At 35.7% G+C, this 16,768-nt stretch carries 12 protein-coding genes; 2 read left to right on the forward strand and 10 right to left on the reverse strand.

The window, feature by feature from the left end; translation table 11 throughout:
- Positions 1–214: 214 nt before the first annotated feature.
- Positions 215–2,020, reverse strand: a complete 1,806-nt coding sequence (locus G504_RS0113745; protein WP_019670769.1) for an adenylate/guanylate cyclase domain-containing protein — start codon at positions 2,018–2,020, stop codon at positions 215–217.
- A 4-nt stretch (positions 2,021–2,024) separates the two neighbouring features.
- Entirely contained in the window at positions 2,025–2,354 is a 330-nt protein-coding gene (locus G504_RS0113750) for a hypothetical protein (protein WP_019670770.1), read from the reverse strand.
- 587 nt (positions 2,355–2,941) lie between these two features.
- Here G504_RS0113750 and G504_RS0113755 point away from each other — a divergent pair.
- Complete coding sequence (locus G504_RS0113755; protein ID WP_157473392.1) at positions 2,942–4,036, forward strand: family 10 glycosylhydrolase; 1,095 nt, start codon at positions 2,942–2,944, stop codon at positions 4,034–4,036.
- A 193-nt stretch (positions 4,037–4,229) separates the two neighbouring features.
- Here G504_RS0113755 and G504_RS0113760 read toward each other — a convergent pair whose 3' ends face one another.
- From G504_RS0113760 to G504_RS0113785, 6 genes are all read right to left on the reverse strand, one after another.
- The gene (locus G504_RS0113760; RefSeq protein ID WP_019670772.1) at positions 4,230–5,708 is read right to left on the reverse strand and encodes a P-loop NTPase fold protein; all 1,479 of its coding nucleotides are present in this window, start codon (positions 5,706–5,708) and stop codon (positions 4,230–4,232) included.
- A 61-nt stretch (positions 5,709–5,769) separates the two neighbouring features.
- Entirely contained in the window at positions 5,770–6,498 is a 729-nt protein-coding gene (locus G504_RS0113765; protein WP_019670773.1) for a M48 family metallopeptidase, read from the reverse strand.
- Entirely contained in the window at positions 6,488–9,529 is a 3,042-nt protein-coding gene (locus tag G504_RS0113770) for a type I restriction endonuclease subunit R (protein WP_019670774.1), read from the reverse strand. Before G504_RS0113770 ends, G504_RS0113765 begins: the two co-directional genes overlap by 11 nt.
- Positions 9,522–10,073 carry a hypothetical protein gene (locus G504_RS0113775; RefSeq protein ID WP_157473395.1) on the reverse strand — a complete coding sequence of 184 codons (552 nt, stop codon included), beginning with the start codon at positions 10,071–10,073 and terminating at the stop codon, positions 9,522–9,524. Before G504_RS0113775 ends, G504_RS0113770 begins: the two co-directional genes overlap by 8 nt.
- Positions 10,070–11,302, reverse strand: coding sequence for a restriction endonuclease subunit S (locus G504_RS18760; protein ID WP_019670776.1), 1,233 nt, complete (start codon positions 11,300–11,302; stop codon positions 10,070–10,072). Before G504_RS18760 ends, G504_RS0113775 begins: the two co-directional genes overlap by 4 nt.
- A complete protein-coding gene (locus G504_RS0113785) occupies positions 11,293–13,716 on the reverse strand; it encodes a type I restriction-modification system subunit M (protein WP_019670777.1) in 2,424 nt (807 codons plus the stop codon). Before G504_RS0113785 ends, G504_RS18760 begins: the two co-directional genes overlap by 10 nt.
- 217 nt (positions 13,717–13,933) lie before the next feature.
- On the opposite strand from G504_RS0113785, the gene G504_RS0113790 reads away from it, so the two are divergent.
- The gene (locus G504_RS0113790; RefSeq protein WP_019670778.1) at positions 13,934–14,965 is read left to right on the forward strand and encodes a hypothetical protein; all 1,032 of its coding nucleotides are present in this window, start codon (positions 13,934–13,936) and stop codon (positions 14,963–14,965) included.
- Positions 14,966–15,291: 326 nt separating this feature from the next.
- On the opposite strand, the gene G504_RS0113800 is transcribed toward G504_RS0113790, so the two are convergent.
- Both G504_RS0113800 and G504_RS0113805 read right to left on the reverse strand, forming a co-directional pair.
- Positions 15,292–16,221, reverse strand: coding sequence for a nuclease-related domain-containing protein (locus G504_RS0113800; protein ID WP_019670780.1), 930 nt, complete (start codon positions 16,219–16,221; stop codon positions 15,292–15,294).
- A gap of 138 nt (positions 16,222–16,359) precedes the next feature.
- Positions 16,360–16,764, reverse strand: a complete 405-nt coding sequence (locus G504_RS0113805; RefSeq protein WP_019670781.1) for a hypothetical protein — start codon at positions 16,762–16,764, stop codon at positions 16,360–16,362.
- Positions 16,765–16,768 lie beyond the last annotated feature (4 nt).

Genomic DNA, 16,768 nt, shown 5'->3' on the forward strand with positions numbered 1-16,768 from the left:
CGCGCTAGCAGGGGAAAGAATTTAAATTCTAAAACTCATCCCGATAGCTCCTTCTCCATAGTATTACGAAGGAGAAGCTATCGGGATGTGATTTGGTGCTTGTTTCGTCCTTCATTTTATTTCGGACGACAAGCCCTCCTTCATTACATTTTGGCCGACAAGGCAGGCTCGCGCTAGCGGGGGGATCGGAAATATTAGGGCAATGTAGGAAGAGTTAAGACAAAAAGTACATTTTAAGTAGACCACGGTTCTTTACTTCAATCTCACCACGGTATTCACATGAAAAATCTTCTTTAATATCTTGATATGTGGTTTCTGAAAGATTTATCTTGCCAGGCTCTGAATTAGATTCCATACGTGAGGCAATGTTTACCGTATCACCCCAAATATCGTATTGCCATTTCTTATCACCAACAATTCCTGCGACGACAGGTCCGGTATTAACACCAATCCTGATTTCAAAATGCATGTGGTTACTGCGCACTTGAAGTTCCTTCTTCACAAATTCAGCTATTTCATTAGCTGCCATAACAACCTGTTTGGCATGATCTGTGCTCGCAATGGGCAGCCCGCCAGCGCACATATAAGCGTCGCCAATGGTTTTTATTTTTTCCAGTCCATACTTCGTGGTGATGGCGTCAAATGCCTTAAAATAGTAGTCGATACTATCTACCAACAATTCCGGGGCAACTTGTTCTGCTGATATGGTAAAATCTTTAAAATCAGTGAATAAGACCGTAACTGAATCAAACTTTTTAGCCTGTACCTTGCCCTTATCCTTTAACTCAAAAGCTGTTTCTTCCGGCAGGATATTTAGCAAGAGGGACTCTGAACGGTTTTTCTCCTCCTCAATTATGCGCTTGGTTTTTTGGATGAATTTATTGCGACGATATAACCCTATTACCATAATGCTAAATAAAAACATCGCTGTAATGCTGCTAATAATGATAATCTTTTGAGTCTTTTTTTGCTGATTCAGCAGGTCTACCTCGACTTGTTTCTGAGAGACTTCGTAATCGGTACGCATATCGGCTATGGACTGAACAATTTGGATATTATTAATACTGTCTCGATATGCAATGTGGTCTTTATAATGTATTAAGGATTCGGTAGTAAGACCCATTAGCTGATAAAGATCAGAAAGTTTAAGATTGGCATCGCTCATTTGTTCTTTAAGTCCATATTGTTTTGCGAGATCAAGGCTTCTTTTGGCATAATTCAAAGCAGTAGTCTGATCTCCTTTTTCCAGATAAATGTCAGCCATTGAAAGCAGATACACGCTAATGGGATAATAATCCCCATATTCTATCAATATCTGAATCGCCTCATCGATATTTTTTTCTGCAAGACCGATTTGCCCCTGAACGGCGTATACCATGCCCATATTACCCAGGCTATATGCCTTTCCAATTAAATAATGGGCTTTCTCAAAAATTGCTCCGGATTCTTTGAAGTAAACAAGGGCAGAATCATAACTGTTATTTGTGCGATAGGCCTCTCCGGCATTTAAAATGGCGGACGCCAAGACAATAGTGTCGTTTGATTTTCTCAATGTAGCGATTGCATTTTGATAATAAAGCATCGCATTTTTATGGTTATCGGTTATGGAATAAATATCTGCAATATTGATATATGCGCTTCCCTCTAGTGATACAAAATTTTTTTCTTTTGAAATTTCAGCGGTCTTGATAAAAGCGTCCAAGGCTGGTTCCAAATTACCCATTAACTTTTCTATGTTTCCCTTTCGAATATAACCTTGGGCTAAGTAATAAGTCATATTATCACCCTGCTTGGCTAGGTTAATCAATTCATCTGCGTATTTCAAAGCCAAATTGTAATCTTCCACTTCATTAAAAGACAGGTTTTTAAGTAATTCCAGCTTTGCATCTCCTTGTAAAGTATCAGCACTGTATATATTAAAGAGACTATCGGCTACCCTAGTGTCCTGGGCTTTGGCGGAATGGACAATAAAGTAAATAAAGCCTATTAGTAAATAATAGGCTTTTATTTTACACAGCATATTCTTATTTAGGATTTACACTAATTCTAGGGTCGTGGCTAATAATTTGACCATCGCAGTGAGCGGTAATAGTATAGTCCTCATGGACCGAACCTACATTTCCTATTGTTCCCCTCCAGTTTTTAGAATCTGAATTGGGAAAAGGAGCAGGAAGAGAGCTCCAGATTTGGGTTTCGCCTGCCCCCGAAACCTGAGTAATCGTAATACTTTCAATTTTAGCGCCTGTTACATTCCATAAAACAAAGTCACCATGATTGGCAGTGGCATTTCCATTATTATTCATTGTAACAGTGTTCTCACTGCAATCTGTTACTTGAATTGTTACTGTAGGCATAATATTTATTATTTATTGGTTAATAATTTGTTTATTCTTCAATAATCTAAAAAAAAATCATTAGCATGAAAGAAAAATAGGACGAGAGTAGGGTTTTTCTGTCCCAAGGCCTTAATATATTGTCCGAAAAAAGTCAAAACCTTTGAAAAAGTGTAGTGCAGGTACTTAGGAGATTTGATTAATCAAGTTTTTTTAGGATGCTTCACCCAAATAAGCAAGACAGACTGGGGTTTTATCTGCGAAGTCAAACTGGGAGGAAATAAACTCTTAGAGGCCCGCTTAAAGAATGTGAAACATGAGTAGCATACCTGTCTGCCGACAAGGCAGGCTCGCGCTAGCGGAGCCTTATTTTTTTTTAAATTTCTAATGTTTCCAATGTCTAACTTTACTAATTTACAATGTTTAAACTTTTGCTGATCTGGAACATAATGTTTAAAATCATAAATTAATTTAACACAAAAATGCAAAGAGTGAAATAAAGTTCAGCTAGCAAAAAAGTAGCTATAGTGTTCCAGCTCAAACATCTAGACAGATGCCGGTGCTGTCCTCATAATACTTCTGTATCTTATACCTAAAAATAAATTAAGATGAATTCAACTATAAAATTCTGTTTTCGATACATTTTACTTTATACTACATTATGTCCATTATTATTTATGTCCTGTGAGCAAAAATCTACCGAAACAGCTGAGATCAGGGGTGTTTATGGAGACCCTAAACCTTTCTGGGATAAAGAATTAAATCTCAATAATCTTGGGGTTAATGCTATTTTTGTCCACAGCGGATCGATCAATCATGAAATGGTTAACAGGGCCAGATCTGAGGGATTACTGTTATTTGCTGAATTTGCCACCTTGAATGGTAAAAATTATGTAGAAACGCACCCTGAAGCCTGGGCAATCAATGAAAAAGGTGAAAAAGTGCAAGCTGCATCGTGGTTTATGGGGGTTTGTCCTACCGAACCCGGTTTCCGTCAGTATCGTTTTGGCCAGCTACGGGATTTACTTTTGGAGTATGATCTGGATGGTGTTTGGATGGACTATGTGCATTGGCATGCACAGTTTGAAGAACCTGAGCCCATCTTGCCCGAAACGTGTTTTTGTGATCATTGTCTTGATAATTTCTCAAAAGATTCAGGAATCGAAATACCGGACGGAATTACCTCAAAGAAGGCACTATGGATACTGAACAACCATGATGAATCATGGCGTAATTGGCGATGCGAGGTGATTTATGATTGGACCTATGAAATAAAAAGCATTATCAAGGAAATCAAACCAGAGGCGCTCCTTGGACTTTATCATTGTCCGTGGGACGATCAGGAATTTAATAGTGCAAGGCGTCGCATACTGGGACTCGACTATAATCTATTAAAAGAAACCATCGATGTATTTTCTCCTATGGTATACCATAGGAGAATGGGAAGAGAGCCCGCTTGGGTAAAAGAGAATATACGCTGGTTTAGCAATCGACTAAATATCAGAAAGGATTCTTATCCAAAAGTATGGCCTATCGTCCAGGCATATAATAACCCGGGTATCATTTCCAATAAGGAATTTGAAACTGTTCTGAAGGGTGGACTGGCAGGCAAATCTAGCGGAGTGATGATGTTTACAACTTCTGCCGTAGCTGAAGATGAAGGTAAAACAGAAGTGATGAAAAATGTGTATACTCATAACTAAGCAGCCGTGGAGCCTTACTAAATCTTCCAAAACCCTATGACCATTGGATTAAAAAGAAAAAGTCCAGCTTAGTAAATAAGCTGGACTCTTCTTCTGGTGGTCCCACCTGGGCTCGAACCAGGGACAGTAACACCTTATTTTCCAGCTATTTGTCAACTTGCCCACTTAATGGGATTCCGAATTGTATGCCTTATTATTTAATTAATTTTAATTCTCTAATTTTCTCAGACGTTTTTTTCATAAAATACATCAAATTTATCTTTTGTGCTTCCATTGAATAAGAATGATCATCTCTGGTAATTTCTTTTACAATTATATCCTCAGCAATTACAGGAGTAGAACTTCTTGTCGTATAAATGACTTCCTGCTGAAAGTCAGGTATAAAACATTTTAATGACTCCTTTTCATGGCTATTTAGAGCGCCATTAAATACTATATTATCTATATCTAAAATTGGTATAAGATGTTTCAAATCCGTTACATCACCTTGGCGCATTTCCATATTGTCAACATCTTTTATTGTATCTAACATTTCGATGAAGTTATCTCCTCCATCAAGTATTTTAGCCATAATAAAATGGAATTTAATATATGGAAAATGCTCTTCTGGGTATCGTCTTTCTCCAATCATAAATTTAAAATTTGAAGGTAAAACGATTGAACTATTGTCAAAACTTAATAAAATTCTAAGATTAATATAATTTACCTTTAAACCCATTCTTAATAAGTTTTTCATCCAGGGGCCAAATATATTAATTGAATAATCATTTATGGAATCTACAAACTGACCTATTATCGATGAAATATTCTCCTCATTATCATAGTAAAATATTGATCTTGAATAGAATTTGTTTAAATATCCGTTGAAATCAGTTTTAGGACCATATTTATGTTTGTAGATACTTTTCAAATTCTTTACATCAGCAACAAAAATAACTTTGTCCAATCCAAACTTGTTTTCCATAGTATTAGCATCAAAATGTGCTGAAAAAATATTTAATAATCGAAAAATATCACTAGGGTCTAACCTGTCAAGATCATCAATTATCAATACTACATTTTTACTCGTTTTTTCCTTTACCTCTTCAATTAGCTGATAAATTATTTGAGTTATTACATTATTTTCATAAATGTTTCCTGGTTTTTCAATATTTTGATCTAAGTAGTCTTTTATTACTTTTAATTCTTGATTTTCCTCAATTTTCTTATCATATTTTGAGTACTTATCTTTCGATTCATTCACAAATCTTACTAATGGAGAAACAAGCTTAATAAATGAAGATTCGTCTTCAGAAAAACTGGCACTTTCCCCTAAATGGCTTATATTTTCAATAAAAGAAGGGATAATTCTATCCAAAGTTTTGATAACATATCCTTGTAGTTTTAAAAATAGAGGAAGTTCTGCATTGGAAAATGCAGCTATATTTAAATTTAAAATTTCTAATAATATGTCTGTTTTTATAAGTTCAAAGATGTCATTATTACTACTAACTGAGTAATTAATTGGGAACAAATGTATCTTAATATATTTCTCATTTTCATTAAAGAACTTATTCAAAAACCAAGTTTTGCCTATTCCAAAAATTCCCGAAAACAGGATTCTCTCATTCTTCTCTATTGTTAAGTGCTTTTCAAAACTTTCAATGGGAATACTTAAAGGGGAAATTTCCATAACTTCTACTTCTCTTAATTTTATTGGATTTGCCTAATTTTAAGATTCTAATTCATCTAATTTAATACCCCCAATCATTATGCACAATGGGCAAATTATTTAATTCATCACGATACATTCGCCATTTAGGCATAAACTTATCCAAATAAGCTATAAAATTGTCGTTATGATTCCGCTCTAATAAATGAATCAGTTCGTGGACCACTATATACTCTAAACATATCGGTGGCTTTTTAGCCAGTTCCAGGTTTAACCAAATTCGTTTAGCATCCGTATTGCAAGACCCCCACTTTGTTTTCATTTGCTTTACACCCCAATCATTGACTTTAACGCCTAAGATTTTCTCCCACTTTTCAATAAGTGACGGGATTTGAATTTTCAGCTGTTTACGGTACCATTCTTTCATTATTCTAGCCTTTTCTTCAACAGTGGCTCCTTTTGAAACTTTTAGGTGAATTTTTTTGGTGCCGCTAATACTGACTTTGCCATACCCATCGTGTTGTTTTACTTCTAGAATATATCTTTTACCCTGGAAAAAATGGCTTTCTCCTGATACATAGTCTCGTTTTGTTTCTCTGGCTTGCTGCTTGAAGTTTTTGACGTGTTTTTTTATCCAACCAAGCTTACTAATAGCAAATAACCTTAGTACTTCCTCATCTGTGTTTTGAGGCACAGCCAATCTTATCTTACCATGAGGTGGATATACAGCCAAGTGCATGTTCTTGATGTCCTTCCTAACAACATCAATCTGCACATTAGCAATTTGTAATATTTCAGGACTAATACTCACTCTGTGCCTTTATTATGTCCATTAATTTCATGGTTTTTTGAGGGTCATTGATAATCTTGTTTACCTCAATACGGAGTTTCTTTTCTTTTATGCCTCCATCACGCCAATCATCAAGCTTATTATAACGAATAGCCTTATCCAATAGGGTGGCTAGCTCCTCATCATTATCTAAATTATCATATAGGGCTTGCTTCGCCTTTGTATTTATATTAGTTGGGTAAGATGCATTAGTAGTAGGATCAGTAACATTCTTTGCTAGCTGCTTTATTTTCTCTAAATAGTTCAGGTATGCTATGGTTTCTTGTTTTCTTTCTAAGATCAGATCATTAAGAAGTACGGACATTTTCTCGTAATACTTTGGATTGGCTTGAGACTCTTCATTGATTACTTTCCTAACGTTGTTCTCAACGGTTTCTGCTACTGTTGTTTGTCTACTTCTCTTTTGATCTTCTGGCGTTCCTGCTAACTCATCTCCCAATTTTACAATCAAATCCACCAATGAATTATTCTCAAAGTCAGAAATCTTCTTACTTGCATTGGCGTCTAAATACATATCCATGAGCTGCCTCATACCAGGTTCAAAACGTTTAAAATCTAGGTAATCACCACTGGCTTGCTTAATGGTTTCTCTTAGGTCCGAATAATACTGTACTTGTATTTTTATTTTGCTTGCTTCTGTATCAGAATAACCCAAAGCGTGCATTTCATTGGCTACATTGGAATAGGCTCTTATTAATTTGACTACCGCCTTATATAAGCCTACTCTTTTTTCTTCTGTATCCTTTATATCATTTGGATTTTCTGAATTGCCACAGAAATATTTTATAAAGTTTGGTTCATCTTTTGGATGTACTGGCTCACACATGGCAATAATAGCCTCTAAGGAAGTTTCTAAGCGCTCCTTGCTTACTGCATGCCTATCCTTAAGTAATCCTTTTACATCTTCTTTGTCATAGTTATCAAATACTTGAGAGGTATAGTCTGTAATGGATTTCTGCAAGCTTTGAAATAAGTCTTTATAGTCTATGATATAGCCATACTCTTTACTTTCTGTATCTATCCGATTTACACGACAAATAGCCTGAAATAAGCCATGATCTTGCATACTTTTGTCTATGTACAGATAAGTTGCCGAGGGCGCATCAAAGCCTGTTAAGAGTTTATCTACCACAATTAAAAGCTTCATTTTATTAGGCTCTTTGATAAACTTCGCTATAGCCTCAACTTCAAATTCTTCAGTAGATTTTCCATTGAGCATTTTGGTATAGACCTCATACTTTAGAAGTTTATCTGTAGGATTGTCTTCTCCCGTTTCTTCTCCTTTTAAATCACCATGATTCGGCTGGTAGGAGGTAATGATAGCACAGTCTTTAAAACCGCTATTCTGGAACAGATCATAGTATTTACAGGCTTGGTACACAGAGCCAGAAACTAACATCGCATTTCCTTCTCCTGTGGAGAGTCTGGGTTTTACTTTAAAATCCTTGATGATATCAAAGACTATTTTCTCTAGTCTTGATTTAGAACCCAGCACCTTCTGCATGGTGCCCCAGCGCTTTTTGAGCTCTACTTTTGCCACATCTGTAAGCCCTTTGGTTTCTGCTTCAAACCACTCGTCAATACTTTGTTGGTCGGTGACAAATTGCTCTACATCTCTAGCTTCATATAATAAATCCAGCACCACACCATCTGCAACGGCTTCATCAAACTTGTATGGGTTCCCAATATAGGGTCCAAATATTTCAATAGATTTTTGTTTGTCCTTTTTAAGTAATGGTGTTCCTGTATACCCAATAAATAAGGCATCAGGTAATATCATTTTCATGGCATCATGTAGCTTGCCAGATTGTGTACGGTGACACTCATCTACAAATACGAAAATTTCTCCCTTTGCCTTAAAATAACTCCCTAAATTGGCTTTTAACTCTTCTATAAACGAATCGTAATCCCCTTCCTCTGCATTTCTACCAAACTTATGGACCAAGCTACAAACCAGCATTTCAGTTTTATGATTCAAAACGTTGATTAACCCTCTACCACTTTTGGTTCTGTAGATTTTTTCATCAACTCCCGTAAAAAGCTTTTCAATTTGGCCATCTAGTTCTTCACGGTCTGTAATAATAAGCACACGACTATCTCTTACATTTTCTCGTATCCATTTGGTGAGCCATACCATGACTAATGACTTTCCTGAGCCTTGGGTATGCCAAAGAATACCTCCTTGTTTGGTCCTTACATTGGTTTGAGCGGCCTTAATTCCGAAGTACTGATTGGGACGGCATAATTTCTTAACGCCTTTATCAAAGACAACAAAATCATGAACAAGCTCTAAGAATCTGTTTTTCTCACAGAGTAAATAGATATGCTTGTCCAGCACATAATCAAATTCGGTATCGGATGCTTCTTTCCAGGTTTGGAAATATTTCTCTGGAGTTTCTATGGTACCATAGCGCAATCCCTGTGTGTCATTCCCCGCCAATACAAACTGCATGGTAGTAAAAAACTTGGGGATAAATTCATCCTTTTGGTTATCCAGGTTCTGGCGAATACCCTGCTCAACGCCAACTTTACTGCGCTTTAATTCTATAACTCCAAGCGCGATACCATTCACATAAATAACTACGTCCGGACGCTTTTTATGTTTCCCTTGAACCGTTACTTCTTCTGCTACACCAAATTCATTACTCCTTTTATCCTTCCAATCTATGAGCCATACCGTTTCTTTTGGTTGCCCCAGTTCTTCGCGAACTGTAACACCATAGCGCAATAAATGATATACCTCTCTGTTGGCCTCATATAATCCATTGGATAAGTTACTTGCTGCCTTTACTAGCTTATCTATTGCCTTTTGGGACTGTATGACGGAATAGCCTTTATCTAATAAATACTTTTTTAAAATTTCCTCTTCAATGGGTTGAATCCGTACTCCTTCCTCCCAGTCACCTAAATAAGTATATTCCAATTCGGTTTGGAATAACCGAATGACCCTATTTTGAGATGCTCTTTCTGGTTTGCCTATATGCTTATTCATGATATTTCACTTCAATTAAACAAGAATAATGAGCACTTTTCTTACTTTCAAAGGATGATGCTGCTTTACAAGCCCTTCTAACTTTTGCTATGTATTTCTCATCTATTATTTCATTTAATATTGCTTTGCCATCTTCCATCACATATTTAGAAGGTCTAAATTTTTGACTAACCAATAATAGAAAACATCTGACTGAGGGATTTTCTTTATGACATTGAGCTAAACGTATAAAATCCTTAGTAACTTCTTTATTTGAAGATTTTGCTCGTTTTACTTCAATTACCGAATCGATTATCCCATTATTCTTTATTACTAAATCAGCCCTTTTCTTCCCAAGCTTGGGGACATTGAGATTTTTATATTTCAACTCACAATCAAGTGTAAAATTGTCTTTTAAACTTCCTTTAATCAAAGAAACTGCTTCACCCACAATTGCACCTTCTGTTAATGGATAATGTCTGAATAATTGGGTTTTATACCCCATCCAAAAGGATGTGCCCTGAAGTAAATTCTCTGTCCAATTTGGTGTCTTTTTCCAACTCATACCAACCTCGTTTTACCCGTTAACAACTCTTGCATCATCCCCTGTTTGATGGCTTGGTATTTTACTTTTTTAGATTCTAATTGCTCTATTTCTTCATCCATATCGGAAAGGATTTGAGCGATGGCTTTTTGTTCTTTGACATCAATTGGGATAGAGCAATTAAATAGTACTAATCTACCTTTTTGAATATTAGGTAATCCACTGCCTACCCTTAGGGACATTATTGAATTTTCCATGTACTTCAAAAAAAGATAAAGATATTGTTGATTAGCTTCTGAAGTTTTAAATTTCAAGGAATAACAATGTCCACCACTCCAAAATTTTGTTTTTAATAAATTCACATATCCACAAGAATTTCCTCCCTCACTTATAGTAATTGTATTTTCACTTCTATTCCATTTTTCACAATATCCAGAAGGTTCAACACCTCCGTTAATAACGGGATAGGCTCCATCTGAAGAGAGTGTATCCCTATTAAGCTGTTCTCCCTTATCAAGATTTATTATTTCCCCCAATGTCTTCTCCACCCACTCACCTGAAAAACCAGGTAAGCGTTTACCCCCTTTATATGGAGGTATGAGCAACTGCTGCATTGCCCCTTGTTTAATGGCTTTCTTTTTGGTGATGAATTTGTCTAAACTGCTGATAAGGGCATCTACATCACTCAAGGCGGTGGCGATGGCTTCTTGTTCGGTGAGGGTTGGGGGGAGAGGGACGTAAATTGCTTTAACATCGTCCTTATATAAAGCTCCTAAAGTTGAGCTTGCATTTTTACTCTTCAGTTGACTTTGACCTCTATTAGAAATAAAATAATAGTATAAATATTCGGAATTTGATACTTCATTCAGTTTCAACAAATATAAATTTGGTGCTACCGTTGCATATTTTGTTTTCATTTTAAACAAATACACATTCCCGATATCTCCTCTTTTCAAGAATAACAATTCCCCTCCATAAAGAGCGGTTTTCTTTAGAAACTGATAAGATTCTTTATCTACATACCTAACGTCATTTAAATTTGAATTCTTTTCTAAATCAGTAGAACGCACATACCAAGCAAATTTTTCATAATCATATACCTTTACATTTTCGGCAACAGAAGCAAAACTTCCATTCGCATCATAATCAGTAAGTAAATCAATTAAGTCAATTACTTGGTGTAAATTCCAATCCTCAGGAATCAATCCCACTTCCGTTTGTTTATATCCTGGATTAGTCATTAATTCCATATCAATCCCATTTTTTCCAGGTGAGCAGCTACTTTTTCTTCTAGGGTTTGGGTCTGGTTATCCAATTCACCTAAAGTATTTTCATAGCGTTCTGCCAGTTCTTTAACACGCCCAGTCAATCGCTGAGAAATGGCATCAATTTCAGTTTGTATAGCGGCTTGTAAATCTGTGAGCCATTTGTCCTCCACTACTAAGGTTCTTACTTCTGCTTCTGTGAGTTCTTTAAATTTTACTAAGGTGAGTTCATCCAACTCAGCCACTTTGGCTTTTAAGGCTTTCTTTAGACTTGCTTCTTTGGTGATTAAATCCAATACGGTTTTAGCTAGTGCTACTGCCTCCTTTTCATCTGGATTAGTTTTGTTTGCTTGGATAAAGGCATTAATGGTGGTTTTGGTGATACTACCTTTGTCAGTGGTTGCTTCATTTAACAACCCTTCCTCGTCTTTATGTTCTTCTTCATAGCCTGTAATTTCTGCCTGTATGCCTTCTATCCTGGCTTCTATTTCTTGCACTGCCTGTTGCTCCTCTGCCAGGTATTTATCAATCACCAATTGCTTGGGTATTAAATCACACGTCCAGCCTTTATCGGTCTCTTTACCTGACTTCTTATTTTTCTCAATAATGCGCTTTACTGTGGCTTTCCAGCCATCTTCTACCAATAAGTATACATCATCCTTCATGGTTTCATTCCAGTAATCCAAGAGATGCTGGTACACATCGTAACGTACCATGAGTGGTTTGTTGGCATAGCGTTCCAATAAATCTTCAGCGATGGTTTTTATAAATGCCTTGGGTTTAGTATCTTCATTAATGGCATTCATAATAGGGTGATTATGCCCTTGATATTCCTTAAATAAAGTATCTAGCTTGGCATTGTACTGCGTAAAATCAGGATGCTCATAGATGGTGCTTTTAATGACGGCCTTCTCTACATTTAGCTTAGAATAGCCTTCACGAATTTGAGTAAACAACTCCCTTCTGAGATTTGGATACACCGTCCAATACTCTTGCAAAGCATCAATATCCTTTTGTGGAATACCACCAGTTAAATGGGCATTCAGATCTTGAATATCTTCTTCTTCCTGCGTATCTATATACCTTGGAATATTTAGGTTGTACTCGTTCTTCTCAATCTCACCAAAGGGTACAAAACGGGAATATTTATCCACCTCCCATTGGTTGTTAAAAGCATCTACAATTTTGTGTAGGTCTTGCTCACGTAATCGGTTTTTAGGTCCATCTTTTATATATCCTTTGCTAGCATCTATCATAAAAATACCTTCGCGGCTATCTGCATGTTCTTTATCAATTACAATAATACATGCTGGAATTCCCGTACCATAAAACAGGTTGGCAGGGAGTCCAATGATTCCCTTGACCCACTTGCGTTGCAGAATATTTTTACGAATCGCTGCTTCTGCATTTCCTCTAAATAATACACCATGTGGGAGGATCACTGCGCCTTTGCCTGTGCTTTTTAATGAAGAGATAATGTGTAATAAAAAGGCATAATCACCATTCTTGTCTGGCGGAATACCATAGCCTCTAAAGCGGTTAAATTCGTCATCCCTTGGATTGATACCACTGGTCCAGTTCTTTGCAGAAAAAGGCGGATTGGCAACCACAAAATCAAAGCGTTTTAGCGTACCGTCGTTTTCTTTGAAACTCGGTGATGCAATAGTGTTACCTCCAGTAATAGCAGCTTCTGGATAACCATGTAGCCACATATTCATAATAGCCAAGCCTTTGGTGGCTATATCTTTTTCCTGTCCATATAAGGTTAATCCCTTAGGAGCTTCTTCAGCTACTTTTAATAACAAAGAACCTGAGCCACAAGTGGGGTCATAGGCGGTATAGGAAGGCTTATCTGCTTGGTTTGCATTAATAACCTTAGCTAATATTCTCGAAACCTCAGCAGGGGTATAAAACTGTCCTTTGCTTTTACCAGATTCCGTGGCAAAATGACGCATCAAATATTCATAGGCATCACCCAGGATATCATCATCCTCAGCACGGTTATTTTTAAAGTTAAGGCCTGGATTTTCAAATATGGCAATAAGTTTGGATAAGGTATCTACCTTTTCCTTGCCACTACCCAGTTTATCATCGTCATTGAAATCGACCAGTTCCATAGAGCCTTCCAGCCCATTGGCTGCAAAGAGTGGTCTTAAAATTTCTTTATTGATACGATCACCAATATCTGGCTGTCCCTTTAAGGCTACCATGTCTTCAAATGAAGCCCCCTTTGGAACTTCAATTAGACTCATAGGGTTGCCTGCATACTTATCTGATACATACTTTACAAAAAGCATGGTGAGTACATAGTCCTTATATTGGGAGGCATCCATGCCGCCTCTTAACTCATCACAGCTATCCCATAGAGAGCTATATAATTCTGATTTTTTGATTGCCATTTATAGTATTTTATATCTTTGATGAAGGTAGGGCTTAAAACAAAAAAGAGCAACATTCCTGCCGCTCTTAATTTTAAATGAATTTCCTGAGAAAGATTAAATGTATAACATGCTAATCTACATGCTTTACATATAGTTTTTATTAGATTATTTGGTTTTTCCATAATATTAGCTCCAACTTTGTAATATTAACATAGAGGAAACAATTACTCTTTATATGAATATAAAAAGCTATCTAAGGAAAAAAGGCTACAGGCCAGAATTGTCCGATGGTAAATTTGATAAATATGAAAAAGTTCTCCAAAACTATTTGAAAGATGACCGTTACTGGCAATTTTGTAGTTTAAGGGAATCAGGTGCATCTGAAAATGAGCTTTTGGAATTCATTGGTAAAGATGAAAAATTACTAAAAATCGTGATCAGTTCACAAATACAAATTAGTATTTCAATTTTAGAAAACATAATTGATATAATTAGTAAGCGCATAGATTTTCCAAATCAAATCCTAGATCTTGGAGGTGCAGATGGATGGACCATTGACTACCTCAATAACTACTTTAATTGGGTTTGCCCATTAACAGTTATAGACCAAAATAGTAGTTGGAATCCAATAAATGATAGTATATCAATTATAAATAAGTCGTATTCAAAATTTAATGGTGAAAAGAAATTTGATTTAATTATTTCAATTTTAGGTGCTCCATTTGATCATTTAGATGAACTTTTTGAATGTATTAATAGATCTATTTCAGATAAAGGAATTGCGTTTTTAGGGTTAAGGATAGCAACAGATCACCAGTATTTACAAGTTATAGAGAAATTGCAGAAATTGGAGCTCGGTTTTGTAGCTAAACACTGCAAAAAAATCACTGTGTTTAATGAACAAATTCCTTTCATTCTACTAGAAAAAACAAATTCAATTTTGACTATTAATGACTCTTTAATGATAATACGTAAGGGTTTTTACAATAAAAGTGATCCAAAAAGAGAGTCCGGTATGGAAGCCAATATTTTATTAAAATTGATTGAGGATGGAAGTCAAATTGAAGTCAGTAAAGAAAATTGGGAAAATGGGGACTGGCTGGAAGTTGAGGTAATCAATAAAAATGAAATTCTTTATAGGAAAACTTCAAATAATAGCGGAGATCTTATAATTGAATACCCTGTAAGTATTGAAGATGAGGAAAATGAAGTTCATTATCAGCTAGAGAGAATGCACTCTGAAGATATTTGGAATAGTATTTTATAACAATAATAAAAAGGGCAACATTTCTGCAGCCCTTTAATTTTATATGTATTTCTAAAGAAACCTGAAGAAAAGTGATTACTCAAAACATTTATATTATTAGAAAAACTATCGTATTCTTATCCAACCATTTGACAACTTGTCAACTATTTAGATATCCTAATTGTATGGCTTTTTAAAAATTTAGTTCTTCATCTTAATTAGATAATTTGAAATCATTTTTACCTCAGAATCATCAAATATAGGTTCAAAAGAATCTATATAGCTATTTAACTCCTTCAATTTTTTTATAGTAACAAACTTGATTTCTCCCTTCGGCTTGTTATTGATCATCGCCACAATATTCTTGATGGTATTTTCTTATCCCCCCAATGATGACTTTTTAGAATATGGCTTGCACCTTGCTCGCTACTATTAAGAATGACAAAAAGAGCATAACTGCTGCGACGTATTTGACTTATTGGAGATCTCATATCCAAACGAGCAATAGATTCCTTGCTCCAGTTTTTGGTCTCTATATTAAAGATCCCAGCATTGGTGACTAAAAGATGATCTATTTGAATACTAAAGATGCGGTCATTTTCCTTTTTGTTATAAATAGGTTTATTGAAGCCAAGTGAAAAGTCATTAAAAAGCACATAGCTATCTGATAATTTTTCTAATTCTTTCTGGATTAAATTTTCACCAATTGCTCCTGCAATTAAGGGATTTAGATCCGTAACTACATTCATTACATATTCGAGCACAATAAACTTGGATTCGCAACGGCTTGAAATAATGGATTGCCTATTTGCTGCAAGTGCATTTATCTCTTCCTTTATTGCATTCAAGCTTTTTCTTGATTTGTTAGTCTGAATTCTTATGATAAGATTAAAACTCTTTTCTAGTATAAACTTTACCCCTAATAAGAATTGGAGTTGGTACCAGTAGGCCAATTCCATGATAGCATTATTGGCCTGGATAGATGAGAGCCTTTCGCACTTCTGTCTTAGCTTGCTTATTCTGCCCTTGAGTTTTGTTTCCGCCTTATTATTTAACGTATCGTAATTTCGTTGGAGGATAGTGCCCTTTACTTCGAGTACCTCTAGTTCCAGATCAAAATCATGTTCAATTTTAAAGAGAATTTCTTCTTTTTCGTTCTCGTAGTTCTTAACGAAATTATTAAGATCACCTGTAGAATTAAATCTACTAATTCCCTTTTCATCTAAGGTTCTTCGTATCTGTTTTAAGGTGTCTATTTGTCCGTAGACTAAGGCCATAAAGAAGTAATTTACTATATCAAAAATTAACCGTTGTAAAAAAGCTTAAGGCTGGCTTATCTGTTGTTCAATTAGCAAGATGCTCACCTTAGTGCGGGAAATTATTTGACAATTTAATCGGGTTTCGAATCGTATATCTTATTTGTTATCATTTCTAATTTTTTCTAATGCCTTTTTCGTTGATTCCCAATATTTCACTTCACGTTTATTAGGATCAATATGTGTGTATTCCCAAATAAGTTCATCACAAAAATGTAAAGCACCATTTATAGGATCATCCAAGGAACTAAACTGATTGATGAGTTTTTCTGCATCATCCTTATATGAGGTTCCTAAGTTAGAAAAACCAAAAAGTGGTGGGTCAATTTTAATATCAAGAATCAATACTATCTTACCACATTTGGGACATATTAAATCTACAATTTTGGATTGCACATCCATATAGGATTCATCTGACTTTCCTTCCCAACCACAATCACAAGTGAGCACTAATGTTGCTTCCTGCTTCGTAAATTCTTTATAAGTCATGTGTTTGGCAGCCATGCTA

The sequence above is a fragment of the Eudoraea adriatica DSM 19308 genome (assembly GCF_000382125.1).
GTDB classification, from domain to species: Bacteria; Bacteroidota; Bacteroidia; order Flavobacteriales; family Flavobacteriaceae; genus Eudoraea; species Eudoraea adriatica.

Excerpts from the sequence above, each read along its gene's own strand:
- G504_RS0113745 (WP_019670769.1), bottom strand. The coding sequence starts at position 2,020 with ATGCTGTGTAAAATAAAAGCCTATTATTTACTAATAGGCTTTATTTAC.
- G504_RS0113750 (WP_019670770.1), bottom strand. The coding sequence starts at position 2,354 with ATGCCTACAGTAACAATTCAAGTAACAGATTGCAGTGAGAACACTGTT.
- G504_RS0113755 (WP_157473392.1), top strand. The coding sequence starts at position 2,942 with ATGAATTCAACTATAAAATTCTGTTTTCGATACATTTTACTTTATACT.
- G504_RS0113760 (WP_019670772.1), bottom strand. The coding sequence starts at position 5,708 with ATGGAAATTTCCCCTTTAAGTATTCCCATTGAAAGTTTTGAAAAGCAC.
- G504_RS0113770 (WP_019670774.1), bottom strand. The coding sequence starts at position 9,529 with ATGAATAAGCATATAGGCAAACCAGAAAGAGCATCTCAAAATAGGGTC.
- G504_RS0113775 (WP_157473395.1), bottom strand. The coding sequence starts at position 10,073 with ATGAGTTGGAAAAAGACACCAAATTGGACAGAGAATTTACTTCAGGGC.
- G504_RS18760 (WP_019670776.1), bottom strand. The coding sequence starts at position 11,302 with ATGGAATTAATGACTAATCCAGGATATAAACAAACGGAAGTGGGATTG.
- G504_RS0113785 (WP_019670777.1), bottom strand. The coding sequence starts at position 13,716 with ATGGCAATCAAAAAATCAGAATTATATAGCTCTCTATGGGATAGCTGT.
- G504_RS0113790 (WP_019670778.1), top strand. The coding sequence starts at position 13,934 with ATGAATATAAAAAGCTATCTAAGGAAAAAAGGCTACAGGCCAGAATTG.
- G504_RS0113800 (WP_019670780.1), bottom strand. The coding sequence starts at position 16,221 with ATGGCCTTAGTCTACGGACAAATAGACACCTTAAAACAGATACGAAGA.
- G504_RS0113805 (WP_019670781.1), bottom strand. The coding sequence starts at position 16,764 with ATGGCTGCCAAACACATGACTTATAAAGAATTTACGAAGCAGGAAGCA.